This window comes from Flavobacterium branchiicola, assembly GCF_018383905.1.
In the GTDB taxonomy this organism is placed as follows: domain Bacteria; phylum Bacteroidota; class Bacteroidia; order Flavobacteriales; family Flavobacteriaceae; genus Flavobacterium; species Flavobacterium branchiicola.
Genome location: NZ_JAGYWA010000008.1, coordinates 145,136 through 166,494, shown reverse-complemented (window position 1 = coordinate 166,494; position 21,359 = coordinate 145,136). Strand labels below are relative to the sequence as shown.

The following is a 21,359-nucleotide window of genomic DNA, read 5'->3' as shown; positions in this document are numbered from 1 at the left end:
GCAAAGATCGCAAAGGATTTTTGAGAAAGTTTTATCAAAACAAGTTCACAAAGCTTTGTGTTTATTGTCAATTTACAAAGTCTAAACAATAAAAAACTTTGCGAACCTTGCGATTTGTCTTTGCGTACTTTGCGGTAAAAAACTTAAACACAACACTAACACTTCGGTTTTATCAGATAAACGATTAACCGATTAAACAAATAAACATCATGTCAAAAGAAGTAAAATCAGTAGAATACGGATTAGAGAAAATATTTGAAGGAGCACAAGATTTCCTTCCTTTATTAGGAACAGATTATGTAGAGTTCTACGTTGGAAACGCAAAACAATCTGCACATTATTATAAAACTGCTTTCGGATACCAGTCATTGGCTTATGCCGGATTAGAAACCGGAGTAAAAGACAAAGCATCGTATGTTTTAAAACAAGATAAAATCAGAATTGTTTTAACGACACCTTTAACACAGGACTCTCCTATTCATGCACATCTTCAAAAACACGGAGACGGAGTAAAAGTGGCAGCACTTTGGGTTGAAGATGCTACAAAATCTTACGAAGAAACCATGAAACGTGGCGCACGTTCTTTTATGGAACCAACTGTTGAAGAAGATGAATTTGGTCAGGTTGTTCGCTCCGGAATTTACACTTACGGGGAAACAGTTCACATTTTTGTAGAAAGAAAAAACTACAATGGTGTTTTCTTGCCAGGTTACAAAGAATGGAAATCGGATTACAACCCGGAACCAACAGGATTAAAATACATTGACCACATGGTTGGAAATGTAGGTTGGAACGAAATGAATACGTGGGTAAAATTCTACGAAGACGTTATGGGATTTGTAAATTTCCTTTCTTTTGATGACAAACAAATTACTACAGAATATTCTGCATTGATGAGTAAAGTAATGTCTAACGGAAACGGAAGAATTAAATTTCCAATCAATGAACCAGCTGAAGGAAAGAAAAAATCTCAAATTGAAGAATATTTAGATTTCTACGGCGGACCTGGAATTCAGCATATTGCCATTGCAACAGATGACATTATCAAAACAGTATCTCAACTAAGAGCTCGTGGTGTTGAATTTTTATCAGCTCCTCCTCATACCTATTACCAGGCAATCCCAGAAAGATTGGGCGTTCACATGGATATGATGAAAGAAGATTTAAACGAAATTGAAAAACTTGCCATCATGGTCGATGCAGACGAAGATGGATACTTATTACAAATTTTTACGAAGCCAGTTCAGGACCGACCTACACTTTTTTTCGAAATTATTCAAAGAATGGGAGCAAAAGGATTCGGTGCAGGTAACTTCAAAGCCCTTTTCGAGTCTATCGAAAGAGAGCAAGAATTGAGAGGAACATTGTAAAATCGCATTATTTTTACATTATGTAGAAGAATTCTCGGTAAAATGATGTTTTTTATGCAAATGTTATGTTAAACTTGCCTTTTGCTATTTATTTTTTGAACTTTCTATCTATCTTTGCACTCGCAAATCAAGAAGGGGTGGTTTCCTTCTGAATTGATATAAATTTCATAATTTATAGTTTTTTGGTTAGTTAATAGCATAAAAACTCAGTCATTCCTTGACTGAGTTTTTTTGTTTTGGTACATTTGGAATAGAATTTGCATTTATCCTTATAAATAATTGTAAAACAGTACTATGAAAAAACTACTTCTCATCATATTTATCCTCACAGCCTTTAGTTTTGATTCGCAGAAAGAAGACGCCTTCGACACGGGAGAGTATTTTAAATTCAGAATTCATTATGGAATTATAAATGCCGGTTATGCTACTTTAGAAATTAAAGATGCAACTATAAACAACAAAAAAGTACATCATGCAGTGGGTAAAGGTTACACAACCGGAATGTCTAAATTTTTCTTCAAAGTAGAAGATTTATACGAAAGCTATTTTGATAAAGAAACCGGAAGACCTTATCGCTATGTTAGAAAAATCGATGAAGGCGGATATACTAAAAATCAGGAAGGTTTTTTTAATCAAGCTGAAGACCGTGTTTTAGTTAAAGATTACAAACGCAAAACCGAAAAAACAATTGTAATTACCAATGATGTACAGGATATAATCTCATCATTCTATTACCTGCGTAACCACCCTAATATTGACAAACTTAAATCTGGAGAAGCGATCACAATTGACATGTTTTTTGATGACGAAATCACAAAATTTAAGTTAAAATATGTAGGCCGTCAAGATATTACGACTAAATTTGGAACCGTTTCTACAATGGTTTTCAAACCTTTAGTACAAGCGGGCAGAGTTTTTAAAGAAAAAGAGAGTGTAACACTTTGGATAACAGACGACAACAATAAAGTTCCGATAAGAATAAAAGCAGATCTTGCTGTAGGATCGCTTAAAGCGGATCTTGATGAATATAAAGGATTAAAAAATCCATTTAAAGTTAAAAAATAATGAACCTTACGGACCAATCTGAATCAATTTTAAAAGAAATTGATCAAAAATTTCAAGCAATAAACCAAAAAACTGATGTACAATTAGAAGGATTACTTTGGTCAAAACCAATCACTTATTGGGATTACATTCAGACTGATGCACTTTTAAATCTCCAGATACAGCGCACAACGCTTCCTGACGAAATGGTCTTTATCATGTATCATCAGGTAAACGAATTGATCTTTAAAATGATTTTGTGGGAAATTGATCAAATTGCCGAAACACAAAATATTCAAGTTGATTTTTTCAGCGAAAGACTTTCCAGAATTACGCGTTACTTTGATATGCTGACCAATTCTTTCAGTATTATGGAGAACGGAATGGAAGTTGATCAATATATGAAATTCAGAAACACACTTACTCCTGCAAGTGGTTTTCAGAGCGCACAATACCGAATGATCGAATTTGCTTCAACAGATGTTATCAATTTAACAGACAGAAGATACAAAGCAAGTTTTGACGAAAACACCGATTTAGAAACCAGTTTTGAACATTTATACTGGCAAGCAGCCGGAAAAGATTACCAAACCGGTGAAAAATCATACTTACTGAATGAGTTTGAGAAAAAATATAAAGATCAATTTTTAAAACAAATAACATTGTTTAAAACGAAAAATATCTGGCAAAAATTTACTCAGCTACCAATTGAAGATCAACAAAATACCGAGTTAATAAACGCGATGCGTCATTACGACAAAACTGTAAATATTACCTGGGTAATGCAACATCTTAACACTGCAAGAAAATACATTTTAGGAAGCGGAAAAGGCAACGGTGAAGCGACCGGAGGAAGTGACTGGCAAAAATATATGCATCCAAAATACCAAAGACGCATCTTTTTTCCTAAATTGTGGACCGAAGAAGAATTGTCCAATTGGGGAGATGAAACCAACGCATAATTTCCCAAAAAAAATTAAAAGTTTGAAAAAAGCATTTTTATTTATAATCCTTTTACTATCAATTTTTTCATGCAACAAAACAGATGAAAAAGTTGAAACTAAAACTACTAAACCAAAAACTAAAAAAGTAGAATTTGGCTTTAACTATGCTGATTTTAATATTGTTAACGATACTATTTCAAAAGGAGATTCTTTCGGATCAATTCTTCAAAGCCAAAATATTGGTGACAAAAAGGTTTTTGATATTGTCGAACAAGTAAAAGACTCTTTTGATGTAAGAACAATTCGTTACAATAAACCGTTTACTTTACTTCGATCTAAAAACAAAACAAATAAACTTCAGGTTTTTATTTATCAGCCTGATGCTTTAAGCTATTATGTGGTTGATTTACGCGATAGTATTGCCAAAGCGTATAAAAAAGTAAAACCGGTTACTTTAAAAAGAAAAATTATTGGTGGGGTTCTAAAAAGTTCGCTGTCCGAAACTTTAGGAAACGAAAGTGTAGAAACCGCACTTGCCAGCAGAATTACCAAAGTATTTTCCTGGTCTATTGACTTTTTTAAACTTAAAAAAGGGGATCGCTACGGATTAATATTTACTGAACGCTTTATTAATGGCAAAACTTACGATGGCGTTGAAGAACTGGAAGCTGCCTTTTTTGAATATAAAGGAAAAATCATTTATGCTTTCCCTTTTGAAAGAGATACCACTTCCGGAAAAATTGAATATTATGATGATGAAGGAAAGACACTGAAAAACTTCTTCTTAAAAACCCCAATTAAGTTCAGCCGAATCACTTCAAGATTTACAATGAACAGATTTCATCCGGTGCAACATACCTGGAAAGCGCATAAAGGAACTGATTATGCTGCTCCAACCGGAACTCCGATTTCTACAACAGCAGCCGGAATCGTAGAAGCAACCGGATATACTGCAGGAAACGGAAACTTTGTAAAAGTAAAACACAACGGAACCTACTCTACTCAATATTTACATATGTCAAGAATTTTGGTTCGCCGCGGACAACGTGTTACTCAGGGACAAACTATCGGATTAGTAGGAAGCACCGGATTAGCTTCGGGACCACACGTATGTTATCGTTTTTGGAAAAATGGTATTCAGGTTGATGCCCTTCGATTGAATTTACCAACCGGAGAATCACTAACAGGAAATGACAGAACTCGTTTCATGAAACAAATCGAACCTTTGAAAAGAGAATTGGACAGTATTGGTAATTTGTAAGAATAAATTGTTATTTTTAGCACAAAATAAATACCATAACAGAAACCAATTCTATGAAATTTAAAACCCTACTGCTGCTTTTTACTTTAGTAGCCCATTTTTCTTTTGCTCAAAATAATATTAAAGTCACAAAGAATTTTGGAACTAAGAATAGTGAAATTCAAAATTTAATTGATTTTGAAAACATTATTTTTGAACGACTAAATTTCGAAGGAAAAGATTTAAAAGGGAAACGATATACCATCATTCTCAAGGAATTTACAGATGGAAAACTGGTAAATAATTCCATAATTTTTGAAGAAAAAGAAAACGATTATTTCAAAATCCAATCGAATAAAGAATCTATACTTTTTTTATTAAAAATAGCCGATGGAAAATTAAAAACCTTTATTAGAACTGATCGATTTGGAAGCAAAAAATCATACTTTAATCTAAAAAGCGATTCTGATGAATATGCTTTAAAAGATTTTTTCGGAAGTAAAACTGAATTAAATATCGATTCAAAACAAGAAACACCCATTCTTGCTGTTATAACTCCAACAATACATGCTGATGGAAGCGCTTCTTATTGCGAGGTAGTTCAATCGAATATTGAGCCAGAAAATCTTGGAGAACATTTTAAAATCCCACATTATTTCTTAATTACAATACAATTTAAATAAGAAAAGGCAATGAAAAATGCACGTCTTAAAGCAATTTACAATGAAACTTTTAATGGGTTAAAATTGTTTTACAGAGATAGCAACCTTCCTGAAAACCTAATTGTTAATTACAAAGTTGGGCAAATAATTCAGGAAAAAGGTTTTACCGATATGTCTTCTATTGGCGGAGGCCTTTCTGGAAATATCCGATATTTAATTGCAAGTGCACATCCAAAAGATTTATCAAAATTTAATCCTGACTCTGCAAAAATTGGTCATTTCTTGCTTGACACTATTGCTTATTTTAAAGTATTGGATATTCAAAAAAAAGAAAACAAAACCCAGATTTTCCTTTTAAACATTCCGGACAATTCGATTTCACTTTTCAAAAACTCAACTTCAAACCTCGAAGAAGAAATCATAGAAAAAGCCAGAAGAAAATTTTCAGATAAAATCGATTCAGCCTTAGCTCCGGAATTGCAAACTGAAAATTGGAAAGAAAGAACAAAATCACCCATTGGAATGAGTGAAAACGGCGAAATGTTTTTTGATGATTCTAAAATTAAAATAGAAGAACTAAAAAGAATCGAAATCAATACTGAGAAGAAAACTATTGAAATCAACAAAAAGCCGTGGTGGAAGATTTGGTAACCTACAAATAAAAGTCAGATAATTTTTATATATTTGCAAAATAATTCGATTTGAATAAAGCAATATGGCAACTACAATTAAAGTAACTCCTACAGTAAAAGGCAAAGAATCTGAGAGATTCAATGCTGCCATATCTAATAGTAAAACCAATAAAATTTCTGAAGAAAAGAAAGACAAAATATTTTCTTTGGTTAACAAAATTATGTCTAAAAAGGCATAGCAAATGGATTTATCTGACTGCACATTTTCATTATTAAATAATGATGATCTTCTTGATAATTTTGACTGCCAAGATCAAGAGATAAATGAATTTTTAATTGATGATTCTAAAAATTTTCAAACAGAAAAAATTGCATCCACCTACTTGTTTAAAGATTTAAACAATGTTGTTGCTTTCTTTTCGATAGCAAATGATTGCTTAAACGATCTTGGTTATGAAAATTCTATTTGGAACAAACTGCATCGAAAAATAAAACTCCCAAACGAAAAAAGAATTCGACAATATCCAGCTGTCAAAATTGCTCGATTAGGAATTGACAAAAGCTATCAAGGAAACGGTCTTTCTCATCAGCTTCTTGATTTCATAAAAGGATGGACATTTATTGATCATAAACCCGCATGCCGATTATTAATTCTGGACGCTTACAACAAACCTGTACAAATTTCAACGTACCAGAAAAACGACTTCACATTCTTATTAGATTCTGATAAAGAAGAAAAACACAGGTTTATGTATTTTGACTTGATGAGATTAGAATAATAACATTAAAGATTAAGAAAAATTATTTACAAAACTTCTTTCTAAATTCAGACGGATTCATTCCTTTATACTTTCTAAAAACTTTATTCAAGTGACTTTCGTCAGAATAATTTAATTCATCAGCAATTTCATTAATCCGCATATCACTGTTTAAAAGCCTCACTTCAATTAATCTCAATTTATAGTTTGCAATATATTCCTGCAGTGTTTCTCCTGTTTGTTTCTTAAAATATTTCCCCAAATAATTAAGCGTAATGTTAAAATGCTCGCTTATTCTCTCCGACTTTAATTCTTTTGGATTGTAGATGTTTTCCTGAATATAATGTAATATCTCAAGCACCATTTCTCCTGTTGATTCTTTTATGTTTTTCGGAAGTTTTAAAGCAATATTTCTCGCTACAATTGTAATAATGGTATTTACAATCTGCTCAGTAATTTTTTGATGATATATTTGCTGATTGTTTTGTTCGTCAATTATATTTCCGATCAATGACGCAATTAAAGGTTTATCGATTTTATTTTTTAGAATACATCCCGGGCGATGACTTGCATTTTGAAGAATATATTCCATTCGCAAAACCGTTTCTGATTGGCCGTTTTGAGAATTTCCTTTTATATAATATTCATTAAACCGTAGAAAAAAGAATTTTGTTGGGGTTGTAATTTCAAATGAATGCACATCTTGCGGCGTTACCAGAAAGAGATTTCCTTTCTGATATTGAAATACATTATCATTAATAATCTGAAGTCCGCTTCCGCTGACAATATAGATTAATTCAAAGAAGTTGTTCTTCCGAATTGTTTTCGGAAACTGCGCCAATTCTTTAAAATCAACTTCAAAAGGATGATATAAATTTGTATTTGTCATTATGCTAAAATACAATTTTAGTACCAATAAGTACAATTTTCAACGAAGGCTAACTTCTTAATTTTGTTTCAGATAACAAACTAAAAAATCTGAAAAAATGAAAATACTATTAATTGGAGCAAAGGGAGAAATTGGCAAAATACTGCATCCGGCTCTGGCAAAAAAACATGAAATAATTTCGGCAGGAAGAAACAGCGGTGATTTTAGAATCGATCTGTCAGATTCAAATTCGATAGAAAATCTATTTAAAGAAATCAAAAACATCGATGCCTGCATTTGTGTCGCTGGAGATTGTTATACTGGAGATTTGCATTCGCTTGACGAAAAAAAAATAAACATTGGGATTCAAAATAAATTACTCGGACAAATCAATCTCGTTTTAATTGGTCAAAAATACCTAAACGAAAACGGATCCTTTACCCTCACTTCAGGAAAAATGGCCGACAAGCCGGTAAAAAACAATATCGGTAAAGCAATTGTAAATGGCGGAATCAACAGTTTTGTTCTTGCTGCTTCGCTGGAATTAGAAAGAGGAATAAGACTCAACGCCATAAGCCCGGCAAAAGTTTCAGACATTCCAATCGAAGATTTAGTAAATGCATACACAAAAAGCATTGAAGAAAGTATCAATGGGGAAATTATTAAAGTAAATTATTAAATTTTTTAAAGATGAAAAACACTGTTTTAATGATTTTACTTTTGATGGTAAACTCAATGAATGCACAGAAAAAAACGGAACTTTCAGGTTCATGGACTTTGATTTCGGTAGAAAACATAAATTCAGACGGAACAAAAAATCTTCCTTACGATGTAAAACCAAAAGGCTTTTTATTTTTTGATGAAAAGGGAAATTACGCCATTCAGATATATAAAAATGAACGTACAAAAATAGTTTCCGGAGACAAAAATAAATGTACGCCCGAAGAAAATGCAGCAATTGTTCAGGGAAGTAATTCGCATTTTGGAAAATTTGAAATCAATGAAACAAATAAGATAATCACTTTTAATATTAAAACAGCATCATTTCCGAATTGGGAAGGGACAATTCAACAAAGATCCTACTCTTTGATAAACAACGAACTTAAATATGTTGTGACTAATACTACACAAGGAGGAAAATCGGTAACTGCCGAAGTCGTCTGGAAAAAATTATAACGCAATTACATAAAACGTTTTCGTAACTAATTGTTATATAATTGCGAACGATTCTCCATTTAAAAGTTAATTCAGTATTTTTGTGTTTCTAAAAAAACAAACCACATAATAAAAATACAAATGGCTTTAAACACAACAAACCCAACAGGGACTGAGGCGTGGAAAAATCTACAAAACCACTATAACGCAATTCACGAAACTACGATACAGGAATTATTTCAACAAGATAACGCACGTGCTGAAAAATTCAACTTGCAATGGAATGACTTTTTACTAGATTATTCTAAAAACAATATTAGCCAGGAAACAATTTCTCTTTTATTAGAATTGGCTAATTCTATTGGAGTAAAAGATGCCATTGCACAATACTTTGGTGGAGAAATTATAAATCAAACCGAAAACAGAGCTGTTTTACATACTGCATTACGTGCTCCGGAATCGGCAGTTATTAAAGTTGACGGAGAAAATGTAATTCCGGAAGTTTATGAGGTAAAAAACAAAATTAAAAACTTTACAAACGAAGTAATTTCGGGAGAAAGAAAAGGATACACCGGAAAAGCTTTTACTGATGTAGTAAATATCGGAATTGGAGGCTCAGATCTTGGACCTGTAATGGCTGTTGAAGCTTTACAGTTTTACAAAAATCACTTAAATCTTCATTTTGTTTCAAATGTTGATGGTGATCACGTAAACGAAGTAATCAAAAAGCTAAATCCTGAAACGACATTATTTCTGATTGTTTCTAAAACTTTTACTACTCAGGAAACACTTTCAAATTCTGAAACTATCAAAGAATGGTTTTTAAAATCGGCTACTCAGGAAGATATTGCAAAACATTTCGTTGCCGTTTCTACAAATATTCAAAAAGTAACAGAATTCGGAATTAATCCAGACAATGTTTTCCCAATGTGGGACTGGGTTGGAGGAAGATTCTCTTTATGGAGCGCAGTTGGGTTAAGTATTGCTTTGGCAATTGGTTTTGACAACTACAACCAATTATTGGTTGGAGCCAATGAAATGGATGAACATTTCAGATCAACTGAATTTGATGAAAACATTCCCGTAATTTTGGCTTTATTAAGCGTTTGGTACAATAATTTTTATGGCGCAGAAAGTGAAGCTTTAATTCCGTACACTCAATATTTATCAAAATTAGCTCCGTACTTGCAACAGGCAACTATGGAAAGTAACGGTAAAAGTGTTGGCCGCGACGGAAAACCAGTTAATTACCAAACAGGAACTATTATCTGGGGAGAGCCGGGAACCAATTCTCAACATGCTTTCTTCCAATTGATTCATCAGGGAACTAAAGTAATCCCAACAGATTTTATTGGATTTGTAAAACCACTTTACGGAAACGAAGATCACCACGACAAATTGATGTCAAACTTCTTTGCACAGACTGAAGCTTTAATGAGCGGAAAAACTCCTGCACAGGTTCAGGCTGAATTTGACAAGCAAGGACTTCCTGCAGAAAAAGCAGCGTACTTATTACCCTTCAAAGTTTTCACAGGAAACAAACCAACCAATACAATTTTGATTCAAAAATTAACACCAAAAAATTTAGGATCCTTAATTGCATTGTATGAACATAAGATATTCGTACAAGGTGTTATCTGGAATATTTTTAGCTTTGATCAGTGGGGAGTTGAGTTAGGAAAACAGTTAGCAAACTCCATCTTAGACGAAATAAATTCAAAAACAGTTAAAACTCACGACAGTTCAACTTCGTTTTTATTGAATCACTTTTTGAAAAACAAATAAAAGCTTTTCAAAAAGCAAAATCATAACACACTGAAACGCCTTAATTTAACACAAATTAAGGCGTTTTTTCGTATAAACAATGCTATTTAACCAGTTAAAAAAGACCATATTGAAAGTATACAGCTACAAACTCGTTCACATTATTATGATTTTAACAAAATACAGCCCTAATAATTTAAAAAATCGTTATTTTATTTAATAGAAAATAGAAAAATCATTTTAATGCGCAATCAATTAGACAAAACTTCTTTTTCTTAACATTTTGATAACACTATCTGATTTAATTGTTATAATTTTGCCAAAAACAATAAACTAAATAACAAAATGAAGAAAATGAAAAATTGGTTACTTACTGGACTATTTTTTATGATAGTTTCAACCGTATTTTCTCAAGGAAAAGTTTCTGGTACTATTACCGACGGTGTTGGTTCGTTGCCAGGAGCAAACGTAGTGATTAAAGGATCTACTACGGCAACTTCAACAGACTTTGATGGTAAATTTACCCTAAGTTCTACAACAGGTTCTGGAGAAATTGTTATCTCTTTCTTAGGTTTTCAAAACCAAACTGTAAAATATACAGTATCTAATGGTTCTACTACAAACTTAGGAAAAATCGTTTTAACAGCTAACTCAAACGAGCTAAGCGAAATCGTAGTTACAAGTAGCGTTATTGACGTTGCGAAAGACAGAAAAACTCCTGTTGCAGTTTCTACAATTAAAGCAGCTGAAATCCAAGCAAAATTAGGATCTCAGGAGTTTCCTGAAATTTTAAAAAGTACTCCGTCTGTGTATGCTTCAAAAGCAGGTGGTGGATATGGAGATTCAAGAATTGCGATTCGTGGATTTGACCAAAAAAATATTGCGGTTATGATCAACGGTGTGCCGATCAATGATATGGAAAACAGCTCTGTTTACTGGAGTAACTGGGCAGGTATCTCTGATGTAACTTCTGCTATGCAGGTTCAAAGAGGTCTTGGAGCTTCTAAATTGGCTATTTCTTCTGTTGGAGGAACAATCAATATCGTTACAAAAACATCTGACATGAAAGAAGGTGGATCTGTTTCTTCAAGCTTTGGTAACAACAACTACATAAAAGCTCAAGCTTCTTACAACACAGGGGTGATGAAAAACGGACTTTCTGCTTCTGTATTATTCAGCAGAACAGCTGGAGACGGATATGTTAACAGCACTGCATTTGAAGGCTACAACTATTTCATTGCTTTTGGTTACAAAGCTAGTGACAAACACAACTTTCAATTTACATTTACAGGAGCGCCTCAATGGCACGATCAAAGATCAAATTCTCCTGCTTTAAGTGATTACTTAAAATATGGAAGTAATGGTACTGATCCAAACATCAAATACAACTCTGATTGGGGTATGAGAAATGGTGAGGAATATAATTTAAAAACAAATTATTACCACAAGCCTGTAATGTCTCTTAACTGGGATTACGATATCAACTCAACTACAAAATTATCTACAGTAGGTTACGCTTCATGGGGACGTGGAGGAGGAGCTACTTCAACTGGTGCTATTAGAGGTAACACACCATACAATGGTACAGCTTTAAGAACTGCTGATGGAACAATCAATTATGACTTAATTGAAAATTGGAACTCTGGACAGCCAACAACATTGGGAACAAGAACCCCAGCTAATGGTAGATATGAAAACGTATCATCAACTTCAACAAACTTAACCAATGGTTTGTCTCAAATTGCTTCTGTAAACTCACACAACTGGTATGGTGCAGTAATCAATTTAGATAAAAAATTCTCTGATAACCTTGTATTTGATTTTGGAGTTGAAGGAAGAATGTACCAAGGTATTCACTTCCAGAACTTAATTGATTTATTAGGAGCTGATGTTTACAAAAACGTTGCTGACGTAAATAATAATCCTGGTTATTTTAGCGCTACTTATGCTCCAAGACCAAGTGGGAATCCATTTATTAATACAGACTACCAAGAAAGAATTAACTACTGGAATGACAGTAAAGTTAATTACTATGGAGCTTTTACTCAATTGGAATACACTACTGGTAACTTAACTACTTTCCTTCAAGCAGCAATTTCTCAACAAGCTTACCAAAGAATTGACCACTTTAAGTATACTTATGATAGCCCTCTTGCTAAAACAGGTTTCAAAACTATTACTGGTGGAGATGTTAAAGTTGGAGCTAATTATAACATTAATGAACACCATAATGTGTTTGTAAATGGAGGTATATACTCAAAACAACCGTTTTTCAATGCAGTATATCCTAACCAGGCTTCAATTGTAAACCCTAACCTTACAAACGAAAAAATCAAAGCAGTTGAATTAGGTTACGGTTTCCGTTCTGGAATCTTTAATGCAAACTTAAATGCTTACTATACTACTTGGGATGACAGATTTACGACTGCAACTGATCAAGCGCCAACTAACCCAAGCGGATATTACACTTTCCAAGGTGTTAACGAAATCCATAAAGGGGTGGAATTAGATGTTACTGCTAAACCAATTGACAAGTTAAAATTAAACGGAATGATCTCTATTGGTGACTGGAAATATAGCGGTAATGCTACTAGTAATCGTTTTGACGTTGCAAACAACCCAATTGACGGAGATCAACCTTTATACCTTGATGGTGTAAAAGTTGGAAACAACGCTCAAACTACAATGGCACTTGGTGCAGCTTACGAAATCTTAAACGGTCTTAGTGTTGACGCTAACCTTAATTACGCAGAAAAGTTATACGGAAACATCGATGTAGCTAAATTTAGTGCTGCTAATAACAAAGGTGCTCTTGAGTTGCCTGGTTTTGCAACTACAGACGCTGGTGTATCTTACAAATGGAACATCGCTCCTAAGTTAGGTTCATTAAACTTCAGATTAAACGTAAACAACGTTTTTGATAAAATTTTCATCAACGAATCGTTTACAAACATCTTTGCTGATGACAACCTTCCAGTTGCAAATGGACAACCAGCTGGTTCTAAAGGAACTTATGCTTCAAACGGTCAACTTTACAACGGACTTGCAACAGCAAATAGAGTTTACTTCGGTTACGGAAGAACTTGGAACTTTAGCTTACGTTACGATTTCTAATATTTAGAATCTAAATAAATACCAAAAAACGGCATTGACTTTTAGTTTAATGCCGTTTTTTTATGCCTTTTTGTCTATATTTGTTTTAACAAAAAATCTTATTTATGTACCATTTTTTACAAAAATTCCACTCAGGCTGGGCGTATTTAGCTCTATTGCTACTTTTGGTTGCAGTAGTAAATGCAATAATAGGCTTAACTTCTAAAAAAGAATTTACAGCTAAAGACCGCAAAATCTCTTTGTTCGCATTAATCGGAACTCACACGCAATTATTAATTGGTCTGATTCTTTACTTTGTTTCTCCTTTAGGAAAAGCTGCTTTCGGACAAATGTCGAATGCTGAACTAAGATTAACTTCTTTAGAGCATCCACTAATTAACATCATCGCAATCATCCTGATTACTATCGGATGGTCTAAGCATAAAAAATTAATCAACAGCGAAGCAAAATTTAAAACATTTGCAATTTTCTACGGATTAGGTTTACTATTGATCCTTAGCAGAATACCTTGGAACCTTTGGTTTCAATAAAAAATCAAGTCCTAAAATTGTAGGACTTTTTTTATCTCGGCACATTATTTGTACAAACTCCCCAAGTCTGAAAAAAAATAACCCATGAGAAATAAAAAAAACATTATACTCACAGCGCTTACAGCAACCTTTATAAGTTGTTTTACCTACGTTATAAGCCAAACTAAACCGGCCATCGAGCCCAAAATAATACAAGACAGCCTATCGCGACCTAATATTATTGCCATGCCTACAGATTCAGTTTTCACTGACAAAGGCTTAAAATTAAAATTATACAAAAAAACGGCACATGCTTCCTACTACGCAGACCGTTTTAATGGTAAAAAAACAGCAGATGGCAGCAGATTCAATAACAACAAATATACTGCGGCTCATAAAAAACTCCCTTTTGGAACAAGAGTAAAAGTTACAAATGAAGCCAATGGAAAGTTTGTAATTGTAAAAATTACCGATCGCGGTCCGTTTGTAAAAACACGCGAAATTGACCTTTCTAAAAGAGCCTTTATGGACATCACAAAAAATAAAGGTGCCGGTGCAATGAAAGTAACCATCGAAACCATTATCGAAAAATAAAAAAAATCCCGTTCTAAATTAGAACGGGATTTTTCATTTAAACAAACTTTCTAATGCTCATTATAATTCCGGTATGAATTCCTTCATGGTAATTATTAAAATCCAGAGCACCATGAATATTTTTTAGCGTATACCCCATACTGGTTGTATATTCGGTATAATTAACAAAGATACCCTTCTCAAAGTCATTTATGGTTTGCGACAATGTTGTTGATAATAAAGTTCTGATTTCATCAACCTCAGCTTGCGAAACATCGCCTTCCGGTTTTGTTCCTTTTCGGTATTTAGCAATAAAACCTTCAGAAACCATTGTTGGTAAACCGGATAATTTATAAACCAAAACCTGCTGTGAAGCGACACAATGCGCGATATTCCAAATTAAATTATTACTAAAACCCTCGGGGATTTTATTCAATTGTTCTAATGAATGGCTATCCAAAATTTTCAAGAGAATTTCTCTAATTGTTTTTTGTACTTCAAATACTGAATTCATAATTACATTTTTTTTCTAAAATTACTCATTTTTAAGTTTTAAAAGAATTTTCTTTGTAGTCTCTAAAAATATAAATCATGAACAAAATATATTATCTGGCTTCGTGCGATACTTGTCGCAAAATCATTAAAAGTCTACCTGAAAACAATTTAGTTTTTCAGGATATCAGACAAAATCCAATTACCGAAGCCGAGCTCGAAGAAATGTATAAACTTTCGGGAAGCTACGAAGCTTTATTCAGCAAAAAAGCACAATTGTATAAATCTATGGATTTAAAAAACAAATCGTTGACTGAAGCCGATTTTAAAAAATACATCTTAGAACATTATACTTTTCTAAGCCGTCCGGTTTTTATTATTGATGGAAAAATCTATATCGGCAACAGCCAGAAAAATATAGCAGAAGTTATAAAAGTTTTGAGTTAAAAGATTCATTTCTTTTTAGTCAATAATTTTGTTGGATATTAGTTAAATATCTCTAAAGAACAGAATATCTGTGAAATTTAATTGGTGAAAATTTGTGAAATTCGTGGCAAAAAAACTTTCTGCCATTCCACGTTTCACAGATTAGTGATTTACAGCACAACACTGCAAACTTTTAATTATCTTTGCGCCTTTATACTCAATTATATGATACAATCTATGACAGGGTTTGGCAAAGCTTCTTTGCAATTGCCTACAAAAAAAATTACGGTCGAAGTAAAATCCTTAAACAGTAAAGGTTTAGATTTAAACGTAAGAATGCCTTCGCTTTACCGCGAAATGGAGCTAGGTTTAAGAACCTTAATTTCTACTAAACTTGAAAGAGGTAAAATTGATTTCGGAATTTACATCGAAAGTACGGCAGAACAAACTTCGACTAAAGTAAACGTACCTATCGTAAAGTATTATATCGCACAATTGAAGGAAGTAAACCCTGACGCTGATGAAACTGAATTAATGAAAATGGCCGTTCGTATGCCGGATACATTAAAAACAGAACGTGAGGAAATCGATGAAAATGACTGGGACCAAATTCAGGTTACTATCGATGAAGCACTTCAAAACATCTTAACTTTTAGAAAAGACGAAGGTGAATCTCTTGAAAAAGAATTCAATCTTCGAATTTCAAATATCCGTCAATACATGAATGATACGTTAACGCTTGACCCGGAACGTATTCAGGCCATTAAAGATCGTTTGCAGACTGCCATTTCAGAATTACAGGTAAATGTTGATGAAAATCGTTTTGAGCAGGAATTAATCTACTATTTAGAGAAATTAGATATTACCGAAGAAAAAGTGCGTTTAACGAATCATTTGGATTATTTCTTAGAAACGTTAAACGGAAACGAAGCAAACGGTAGAAAATTAGGTTTTATTACTCAGGAAATGGGCCGTGAGATCAATACAATGGGTTCAAAATCGAATCATGCTCAAATGCAGAAACTGGTTGTGATGATGAAGGATGAATTGGAGAAGATTAAAGAACAAGTATTAAACGTTTTGTAAACGCAATAAGCTTTAAGCAGTAGGCTATAGGCAGAAAAGCAAAACGAAATAGAAGCTTAAAGCGCAATGCCTAAAGCTTAAAGCATAAACAAAAAGCTTAAAGCATATTGCTTTAAGCCTAAAGCATACATAATGAACAAAGGAAAACTAATTGTTTTTTCGGCACCATCCGGATCAGGAAAAACAACTATCGTAAAACATCTATTAAAACAGGAAGATTTAAATCTGGAATTTTCTATTTCGGCAGCATCTCGTGACCCACGTGGAGAAGAAGTTAACGGGAAAGATTATTATTTTATTTCACTGGAAGAATTCAAAAAGCACATTAAAGCTGAAGATTTCCTGGAATGGGAAGAAGTATATCGTGATAATTTCTACGGAACTTTAAAGTCCGAAATTGAAAGAATCTGGGCTTTAGGAAAAAACGTCATTTTTGATATTGATGTTGCAGGCGGGCTACGTATTAAACACAAATTTCCTGAGCAGACTTTAGCAGTTTTTGTAAAACCCCCAAGTGTTGACGAACTTAAACGAAGATTAAAAGAACGCTCTACAGAAAGTGACGATAAAATTAATATGCGTATTGCAAAAGCTTCTGTAGAATTAGCTACTGCTCCACAATTTGACGTAATCATCAAAAACTATGATTTAGAAGTAGCGCTGGAAGAAGCACATCAATTAGTGAAAGACTTCATAAATAAATAAATTTTATTCCACAGGAATCACAAAGAAAAATACACAAAGATTCGCAGAGCTATTTTAAACTTTGCGAATCTTTGTGCTATCTTAGCGACTCTCTGCGAAACTATACAAAATGAAAATAGGTCTATATTTCGGAACTTATAATCCCATTCATGTGGGTCATTTGATAATTGCCAACCATATGGCAGAATATGCAGATTTAGATCAGATTTGGATGGTGGTTACACCACACAATCCGTTAAAGAAGAAAGCAACTTTATTGGACGATCACCAACGTTTGCAAATGGTTTTTCTGGCAACAGAAGACTATCCAAAAATTAAACCTTCTGACATCGAGTTCAAATTACCTCAGCCAAATTATACGGTAATTACACTGGCCTATTTACAGGAAAAATATTCAACTCATAACTTTTCATTAATTATGGGTGAAGACAATCTTAAAACACTTCACAAATGGAAAAACTACGAATTGATTTTAGAAAATCATGATATTTATGTTTATCCGCGTATTTCTGATGAACCGGAAAATATCGAATTAAAATCGCATCCAAAAATTCATATTATTGATGCGCCGATTGTAGAGATTTCTTCGACTTTTATTAGAAATAATATTAAAGAAGGCAAAAACATTCAGCCTTTATTACCACCAAAAGTTTGGGAATATATTGATCATAATAATTTATATAAGAAGTAATTCCTCAGACAATTTACACAATCTTGTCATTTCGACGTAAGGAGAAATCGCACACGAAATCCCGCAACAGTTGTCGCCAATCTTTGTAGAGTTTCTAGTGCGATTTCTCCTTACGTCGAAATGACAAAACAATATAAAAAAAGCCTGAATTAAAATTCAGGCTTTCTGTTTATAAATTAAGCTTCAATACTCACTTCACTTTTTACTCTCGTTCTGATTTCACTTAGTGATTGATCAACTAAAAGTTTTCCGTCTCTGAAAACCTCTTTCAATTCACCTTGTTTTTCTTCTTCCCAGGAAACATTATCTGTTAAATGATACTTCCCGTCAATTAGATCAATTTTCATTAATCCTTTAGCCGATTTTTTAGTTCCGTCATCTGTAATCGGATCTTTAAAGATTGCTCTTCCTTCTCCGTTTACTTCACCGTATGTCGCTTTCATCGCAAAACCAAAAGTATCTCTGGTGTTGTATTGATAAGTGAAAGATCCGATGCCTAAAACAACATTTGTAGAAGCAAATCCTTTAGCTTTCAATCTTTCGCAAATTTGAGTTGCTCTCGCAACAGTAATACTGTCTCCGTAAATAGCACCGATTTGCGGAACCAGTTCTTTAAATCCTTTGGCATTTGTAGTTCCTCCAAAAACATCCCAAAGCAATTCGATTACTCCTTTCTTTTCCTGTTCTGTTTTTCCATTTGGATTTCCGCAGATAATATCAATCGGATCGCCGCTATCAGGACGAATTACTACTTTTCCTTCTCTTGAAACAATTTCTTCTTTTAATCTTGGAAGATAATCAGTCAAAACTTTCCATAAATCCCAAGTATCAGAAACGATAGAAACAATTCCTTTTGGATACACTTCGGTAATTAATCTTTTAAAAGTTTCATATTCGCCTTCTGTAGTTCCCATACACATTACAGAATGTTCTGTTGCTGCTACGGAACCTGCAACCAACTCCTGATCTGAATTTGCATTGTAATAGTCTTCTAAAAAATCAATTACAGGAATGGTATCAGATCCTGTAAAATTCAGTAAATGTCCGGCCGCAGAAGTTAGAGCCGCTTCTATTCCGCCCATTCCTCGCATAGAGAAATCATGTGCCTGCCAATCTACAAACTCAGGAACAGAAGAAGTTTCTGCTGCGTATTTATCTAATACTTTTCTATACTCTTTTGCAATTGTAGCTGAATTACAAGGTAACCAAACCACCGCAGAAAGTAAGGTTTCGAAGTAATTCGTCAACCAGAAAAATTCAGGAATCGTATTGTACATGGTGAACATTGGCACTCGCAACGGAACACTAGAACCTTCCGGCAATGCTTTAAAAACCATCGGAATATATCCTAAATCGTGTAAATCTTCGATATGTTTTGTACCAACTAGATTTTCGCCTAAATAATTATTGATTCTGCGTGAGTATTTTTTAACTACTTCTTCTTTAGACTTTTTAAAGAAATCTTCTTCAAAGTCATGAATAATATATTTTTTTATAAAATACTGCAATCCAAAAAATACAACCTCGTCAACCTCTTCTATACGTGATTTTCTGGGTGTCCAGTTAGAATACACCAATGTTGTTCCGTCTGGATATTGTCTTCTGTGGTCAACCTTGTAACCGTCTGTTAATAATAATGGGTTCATATATTTTTTATTATTTTAATTTTAATGCTAAACGTTCCGCTAAATCTTTTATATCATTTGCTCTCGCTAAACATTCCATCCATTTTTGTGGAATATCATCGATTCCATAATAAATTCCTGCTAACCCTCCTGCAATCGCTGCAGTTGTATCTGTATCTTCACCTAAATTTACTGCTTTAATAACTGTTTCTTGATATGAATTAGAATTTAAAAAAGACCAAATACTAGCTTCTAAACTATGAAGAACATAACCCGAAGATTGAATTTCACTTTCATCATATTTTGAAATATCATTTTTTAAAATCTTATCAAACAAAGCAATCTCAACAGGATTAAAACTTTTGTCTTCCAGAAATTTAGAAAGGACAAATTGCATGTCTTTATAAGCTTCGAATTTATCTTTATCTCTTAAAATTTCCAAACAATATACCACATAAATAAAACAAGCGAATACAGATCTGAAATGTGCGTGCGTAATCGAGGAGACTTCTTTTACACTTTGATAAACGACATTAATATTGTTTTCTTTTTGAAGATAAAAAACCAATGGTAAAATGCGCATCAAAGATCCATTTCCGTTATCACTTTCAGAAAATCCTCCGCATAAATCAGGTTGATATCCTTTCCCTATATTAAGAATAGCATGTCGTGTCGCTATTCCGATATCAAAAACTTGCCCATGTGGCGTCCATAAATCCGCATTATACCATTTGACAAAATTTCTAGCGATATCATTTAAATCATAACCTACAGATAAACTTTCTGCAAGACAAAAAGCAAGGGAACTATCGTCACTCCACGTTCCTATTGGCTGATGGTGGCTTCCAAAACCAAACATTTCAGTAACCGGATTTTCTTTTAAATAAGTTCTGGATTTAAATTCAACAGGAACTCCTAAAGCATCACCAACTGCGACTCCAAATAAACCTGATTCTATTTTATTTCTCATCATTTATTTCTTCCTTTTTCATTAGGATAGAATATTTGCACAACATCACTTTGCCAAAATTCTTTTGTTTCTATAGCGATGCAGGATAATTTTCCATAAAAGGCTGCTCCTGTATCTATATTCCAGACATTACATCCTTGCATTGGGGTTTCGACATCATAATGAAGTGTTGGCGTGTGACCGATATAAATTTCATTATAAAGTAATAATCTTTTTGGATATAAAAGTGAATCTTTTTTAATTCGTTTATCCATTGTCAAAGCCATTTCCCATAACGTTCTGTCCCACGAAAAATTGGTTTGGTAATGTTCTTTTTCAGGCCCATGCATGGATGAAAATCCGGCATGAATAAAAAGATTTTTGTTTTCATCGACAAAATAGTCTTTCATTTTATTAAAGAAATCAACATGTCTTTGTTTTCCTGAAAGATCAATATCCTGATAACTTTCTATAGTCGATTTTCCACCATGCAAAAACCAAATTTCGTTTATAACATCATTGATTAACCATTCCTGACACCAAACATCGTGATTCCCTTTTATAAAAATACATTCATGTTTTTGAGATAAGCTAATAAGAAATTCAATAACCTGCGCTGATTCGCTCCAGCCATCGACATAATCACCTAAGAAAATAAGTCGGTCATTTTCTAATGGAGCAACGCGGTTCAGCAATTGAACCAAAGCTTTTAATCCGCCATGAATATCTCCAAAAACTAATGTTCTTTTCAT

23 protein-coding genes are annotated in these 21,359 nt (G+C 33.3%); 18 read left to right on the top strand and 5 right to left on the bottom strand.

Annotation, left to right across the window (positions count from 1 at the left end; translation table 11 throughout):
• Positions 1 to 209 precede the first annotated feature (209 nt).
• The 8 genes from hppD (at position 210) to KHA98_RS19845 (ending at position 6,671) form a co-directional block, all read left to right on the top strand.
• On the top strand, positions 210 to 1,370 hold the full coding sequence (gene hppD, locus KHA98_RS19880; RefSeq protein WP_213259663.1) for a 4-hydroxyphenylpyruvate dioxygenase: 1,161 nt from the start codon (positions 210 to 212) through the stop codon (positions 1,368 to 1,370).
• A gap of 294 nt (positions 1,371 to 1,664) precedes the next feature.
• Positions 1,665 to 2,435 (top strand): DUF3108 domain-containing protein, encoded by a 771-nt coding sequence (locus KHA98_RS19875; RefSeq protein ID WP_213259662.1) that lies wholly within the window; start codon positions 1,665 to 1,667, stop codon positions 2,433 to 2,435.
• Entirely contained in the window at positions 2,435 to 3,376 is a 942-nt protein-coding gene (locus KHA98_RS19870) for a tryptophan 2,3-dioxygenase family protein (RefSeq protein ID WP_213259661.1), read from the top strand. Before KHA98_RS19875 ends, KHA98_RS19870 begins: the two co-directional genes overlap by 1 nt.
• Entirely contained in the window at positions 3,360 to 4,619 is a 1,260-nt protein-coding gene (locus KHA98_RS19865) for a M23 family metallopeptidase (RefSeq protein ID WP_379732318.1), read from the top strand. The genes KHA98_RS19870 and KHA98_RS19865 overlap by 17 nt, the downstream gene beginning before the upstream one ends.
• 53 nt (positions 4,620 to 4,672) lie before the next feature.
• Positions 4,673 to 5,281, top strand: a complete 609-nt coding sequence (locus tag KHA98_RS19860) for a hypothetical protein (protein WP_213259657.1) — start codon at positions 4,673 to 4,675, stop codon at positions 5,279 to 5,281.
• Positions 5,282 to 5,290: 9 nt separating this feature from the next.
• Positions 5,291 to 5,911 carry a hypothetical protein gene (locus KHA98_RS19855; RefSeq protein WP_213259655.1) on the top strand — a complete coding sequence of 207 codons (621 nt, stop codon included), beginning with the start codon at positions 5,291 to 5,293 and terminating at the stop codon, positions 5,909 to 5,911.
• A gap of 64 nt (positions 5,912 to 5,975) precedes the next feature.
• On the top strand, positions 5,976 to 6,131 hold the full coding sequence (locus KHA98_RS19850) for a hypothetical protein (protein ID WP_213259654.1): 156 nt from the start codon (positions 5,976 to 5,978) through the stop codon (positions 6,129 to 6,131).
• 3 nt (positions 6,132 to 6,134) lie between these two features.
• Positions 6,135 to 6,671: a GNAT family N-acetyltransferase gene (locus KHA98_RS19845; protein ID WP_213259653.1), complete on the top strand. Its 537-nt coding sequence runs from the start codon at positions 6,135 to 6,137 to the stop codon at positions 6,669 to 6,671.
• A gap of 22 nt (positions 6,672 to 6,693) precedes the next feature.
• Here KHA98_RS19845 and KHA98_RS19840 read toward each other — a convergent pair whose 3' ends face one another.
• Entirely contained in the window at positions 6,694 to 7,539 is an 846-nt protein-coding gene (locus KHA98_RS19840; protein ID WP_213259652.1) for an AraC family transcriptional regulator, read from the bottom strand.
• A 97-nt stretch (positions 7,540 to 7,636) separates the two neighbouring features.
• Here KHA98_RS19840 and KHA98_RS19835 point away from each other — a divergent pair, with 97 nt between their 5' ends.
• The 6 genes from KHA98_RS19835 (at position 7,637) to KHA98_RS19810 (ending at position 14,654) form a co-directional block, all read left to right on the top strand.
• A complete protein-coding gene (locus tag KHA98_RS19835) occupies positions 7,637 to 8,197 on the top strand; it encodes a short chain dehydrogenase (RefSeq protein ID WP_213259650.1) in 561 nt (186 codons plus the stop codon).
• Positions 8,198 to 8,208: 11 nt separating this feature from the next.
• Positions 8,209 to 8,694 carry a lipocalin-like domain-containing protein gene (locus KHA98_RS19830; protein ID WP_213259649.1) on the top strand — a complete coding sequence of 162 codons (486 nt, stop codon included), beginning with the start codon at positions 8,209 to 8,211 and terminating at the stop codon, positions 8,692 to 8,694.
• A 120-nt stretch (positions 8,695 to 8,814) separates the two neighbouring features.
• Positions 8,815 to 10,458, top strand: a complete 1,644-nt coding sequence (pgi, locus tag KHA98_RS19825; RefSeq protein WP_213259647.1) for a glucose-6-phosphate isomerase — start codon at positions 8,815 to 8,817, stop codon at positions 10,456 to 10,458.
• A gap of 333 nt (positions 10,459 to 10,791) precedes the next feature.
• Entirely contained in the window at positions 10,792 to 13,551 is a 2,760-nt protein-coding gene (locus KHA98_RS19820; RefSeq protein ID WP_317192585.1) for a TonB-dependent receptor, read from the top strand.
• 104 nt (positions 13,552 to 13,655) lie between these two features.
• The gene (locus KHA98_RS19815) at positions 13,656 to 14,081 is read left to right on the top strand and encodes a hypothetical protein (RefSeq protein WP_213259645.1); all 426 of its coding nucleotides are present in this window, start codon (positions 13,656 to 13,658) and stop codon (positions 14,079 to 14,081) included.
• 84 nt (positions 14,082 to 14,165) lie between these two features.
• The gene (locus tag KHA98_RS19810; RefSeq protein ID WP_213259644.1) at positions 14,166 to 14,654 is read left to right on the top strand and encodes a septal ring lytic transglycosylase RlpA family protein; all 489 of its coding nucleotides are present in this window, start codon (positions 14,166 to 14,168) and stop codon (positions 14,652 to 14,654) included.
• 37 nt (positions 14,655 to 14,691) lie between these two features.
• On the opposite strand, the gene KHA98_RS19805 is transcribed toward KHA98_RS19810, so the two are convergent.
• Entirely contained in the window at positions 14,692 to 15,147 is a 456-nt protein-coding gene (locus KHA98_RS19805; RefSeq protein WP_213259643.1) for a DinB family protein, read from the bottom strand.
• A 77-nt stretch (positions 15,148 to 15,224) separates the two neighbouring features.
• Between KHA98_RS19805 and KHA98_RS19800 the strand changes: the two genes are divergently transcribed.
• From KHA98_RS19800 to nadD, 4 genes are all read left to right on the top strand, one after another.
• On the top strand, positions 15,225 to 15,572 hold the full coding sequence (locus KHA98_RS19800; RefSeq protein WP_213259642.1) for an arsenate reductase family protein: 348 nt from the start codon (positions 15,225 to 15,227) through the stop codon (positions 15,570 to 15,572).
• 204 nt (positions 15,573 to 15,776) lie between these two features.
• On the top strand, positions 15,777 to 16,637 hold the full coding sequence (locus KHA98_RS19795; protein ID WP_213259641.1) for a YicC/YloC family endoribonuclease: 861 nt from the start codon (positions 15,777 to 15,779) through the stop codon (positions 16,635 to 16,637).
• Positions 16,638 to 16,769: 132 nt separating this feature from the next.
• Entirely contained in the window at positions 16,770 to 17,342 is a 573-nt protein-coding gene (gene gmk / locus KHA98_RS19790; protein WP_213259640.1) for a guanylate kinase, read from the top strand.
• 109 nt (positions 17,343 to 17,451) lie between these two features.
• Positions 17,452 to 18,033: a nicotinate (nicotinamide) nucleotide adenylyltransferase gene (gene nadD, locus KHA98_RS19785; RefSeq protein WP_213259639.1), complete on the top strand. Its 582-nt coding sequence runs from the start codon at positions 17,452 to 17,454 to the stop codon at positions 18,031 to 18,033.
• A 176-nt stretch (positions 18,034 to 18,209) separates the two neighbouring features.
• Here the strand turns inward: nadD and KHA98_RS19780 are convergent, their stop codons facing one another.
• From KHA98_RS19780 to KHA98_RS19770, 3 genes are read right to left on the bottom strand one after another with little or no spacing between them, the layout of a single operon-like run.
• Positions 18,210 to 19,679, bottom strand: a complete 1,470-nt coding sequence (locus tag KHA98_RS19780; protein WP_213259638.1) for a nicotinate phosphoribosyltransferase — start codon at positions 19,677 to 19,679, stop codon at positions 18,210 to 18,212.
• Between the two features lie 10 nt (positions 19,680 to 19,689).
• Positions 19,690 to 20,631 (bottom strand): ADP-ribosylglycohydrolase family protein, encoded by a 942-nt coding sequence (locus KHA98_RS19775; RefSeq protein ID WP_317192584.1) that lies wholly within the window; start codon positions 20,629 to 20,631, stop codon positions 19,690 to 19,692.
• Complete coding sequence (locus KHA98_RS19770; protein ID WP_213259636.1) at positions 20,628 to 21,359, bottom strand: metallophosphoesterase family protein; 732 nt, start codon at positions 21,357 to 21,359, stop codon at positions 20,628 to 20,630. The genes KHA98_RS19775 and KHA98_RS19770 overlap by 4 nt, the downstream gene beginning before the upstream one ends.

Excerpts from the sequence above, each read along its gene's own strand:
- hppD (WP_213259663.1), top strand. The coding sequence starts at position 210 with ATGTCAAAAGAAGTAAAATCAGTAGAATACGGATTAGAGAAAATATTT.
- KHA98_RS19875 (WP_213259662.1), top strand. The coding sequence starts at position 1,665 with ATGAAAAAACTACTTCTCATCATATTTATCCTCACAGCCTTTAGTTTT.
- KHA98_RS19870 (WP_213259661.1), top strand. The coding sequence starts at position 2,435 with ATGAACCTTACGGACCAATCTGAATCAATTTTAAAAGAAATTGATCAA.
- KHA98_RS19865 (WP_379732318.1), top strand. The coding sequence starts at position 3,360 with ATGAAACCAACGCATAATTTCCCAAAAAAAATTAAAAGTTTGAAAAAA.
- KHA98_RS19860 (WP_213259657.1), top strand. The coding sequence starts at position 4,673 with ATGAAATTTAAAACCCTACTGCTGCTTTTTACTTTAGTAGCCCATTTT.
- KHA98_RS19855 (WP_213259655.1), top strand. The coding sequence starts at position 5,291 with ATGAAAAATGCACGTCTTAAAGCAATTTACAATGAAACTTTTAATGGG.
- KHA98_RS19850 (WP_213259654.1), top strand. The coding sequence starts at position 5,976 with ATGGCAACTACAATTAAAGTAACTCCTACAGTAAAAGGCAAAGAATCT.
- KHA98_RS19845 (WP_213259653.1), top strand. The coding sequence starts at position 6,135 with ATGGATTTATCTGACTGCACATTTTCATTATTAAATAATGATGATCTT.
- KHA98_RS19840 (WP_213259652.1), bottom strand. The coding sequence starts at position 7,539 with ATGACAAATACAAATTTATATCATCCTTTTGAAGTTGATTTTAAAGAA.
- KHA98_RS19835 (WP_213259650.1), top strand. The coding sequence starts at position 7,637 with ATGAAAATACTATTAATTGGAGCAAAGGGAGAAATTGGCAAAATACTG.
- KHA98_RS19830 (WP_213259649.1), top strand. The coding sequence starts at position 8,209 with ATGAAAAACACTGTTTTAATGATTTTACTTTTGATGGTAAACTCAATG.
- pgi (WP_213259647.1), top strand. The coding sequence starts at position 8,815 with ATGGCTTTAAACACAACAAACCCAACAGGGACTGAGGCGTGGAAAAAT.
- KHA98_RS19820 (WP_317192585.1), top strand. The coding sequence starts at position 10,792 with ATGAAAAATTGGTTACTTACTGGACTATTTTTTATGATAGTTTCAACC.
- KHA98_RS19815 (WP_213259645.1), top strand. The coding sequence starts at position 13,656 with ATGTACCATTTTTTACAAAAATTCCACTCAGGCTGGGCGTATTTAGCT.
- KHA98_RS19810 (WP_213259644.1), top strand. The coding sequence starts at position 14,166 with ATGAGAAATAAAAAAAACATTATACTCACAGCGCTTACAGCAACCTTT.
- KHA98_RS19805 (WP_213259643.1), bottom strand. The coding sequence starts at position 15,147 with ATGAATTCAGTATTTGAAGTACAAAAAACAATTAGAGAAATTCTCTTG.
- KHA98_RS19800 (WP_213259642.1), top strand. The coding sequence starts at position 15,225 with ATGAACAAAATATATTATCTGGCTTCGTGCGATACTTGTCGCAAAATC.
- KHA98_RS19795 (WP_213259641.1), top strand. The coding sequence starts at position 15,777 with ATGATACAATCTATGACAGGGTTTGGCAAAGCTTCTTTGCAATTGCCT.
- gmk (WP_213259640.1), top strand. The coding sequence starts at position 16,770 with ATGAACAAAGGAAAACTAATTGTTTTTTCGGCACCATCCGGATCAGGA.
- nadD (WP_213259639.1), top strand. The coding sequence starts at position 17,452 with ATGAAAATAGGTCTATATTTCGGAACTTATAATCCCATTCATGTGGGT.
- KHA98_RS19780 (WP_213259638.1), bottom strand. The coding sequence starts at position 19,679 with ATGAACCCATTATTATTAACAGACGGTTACAAGGTTGACCACAGAAGA.
- KHA98_RS19775 (WP_317192584.1), bottom strand. The coding sequence starts at position 20,631 with ATGATGAGAAATAAAATAGAATCAGGTTTATTTGGAGTCGCAGTTGGT.
- KHA98_RS19770 (WP_213259636.1), bottom strand. The coding sequence starts at position 21,359 with ATGAAAAGAACATTAGTTTTTGGAGATATTCATGGCGGATTAAAAGCT.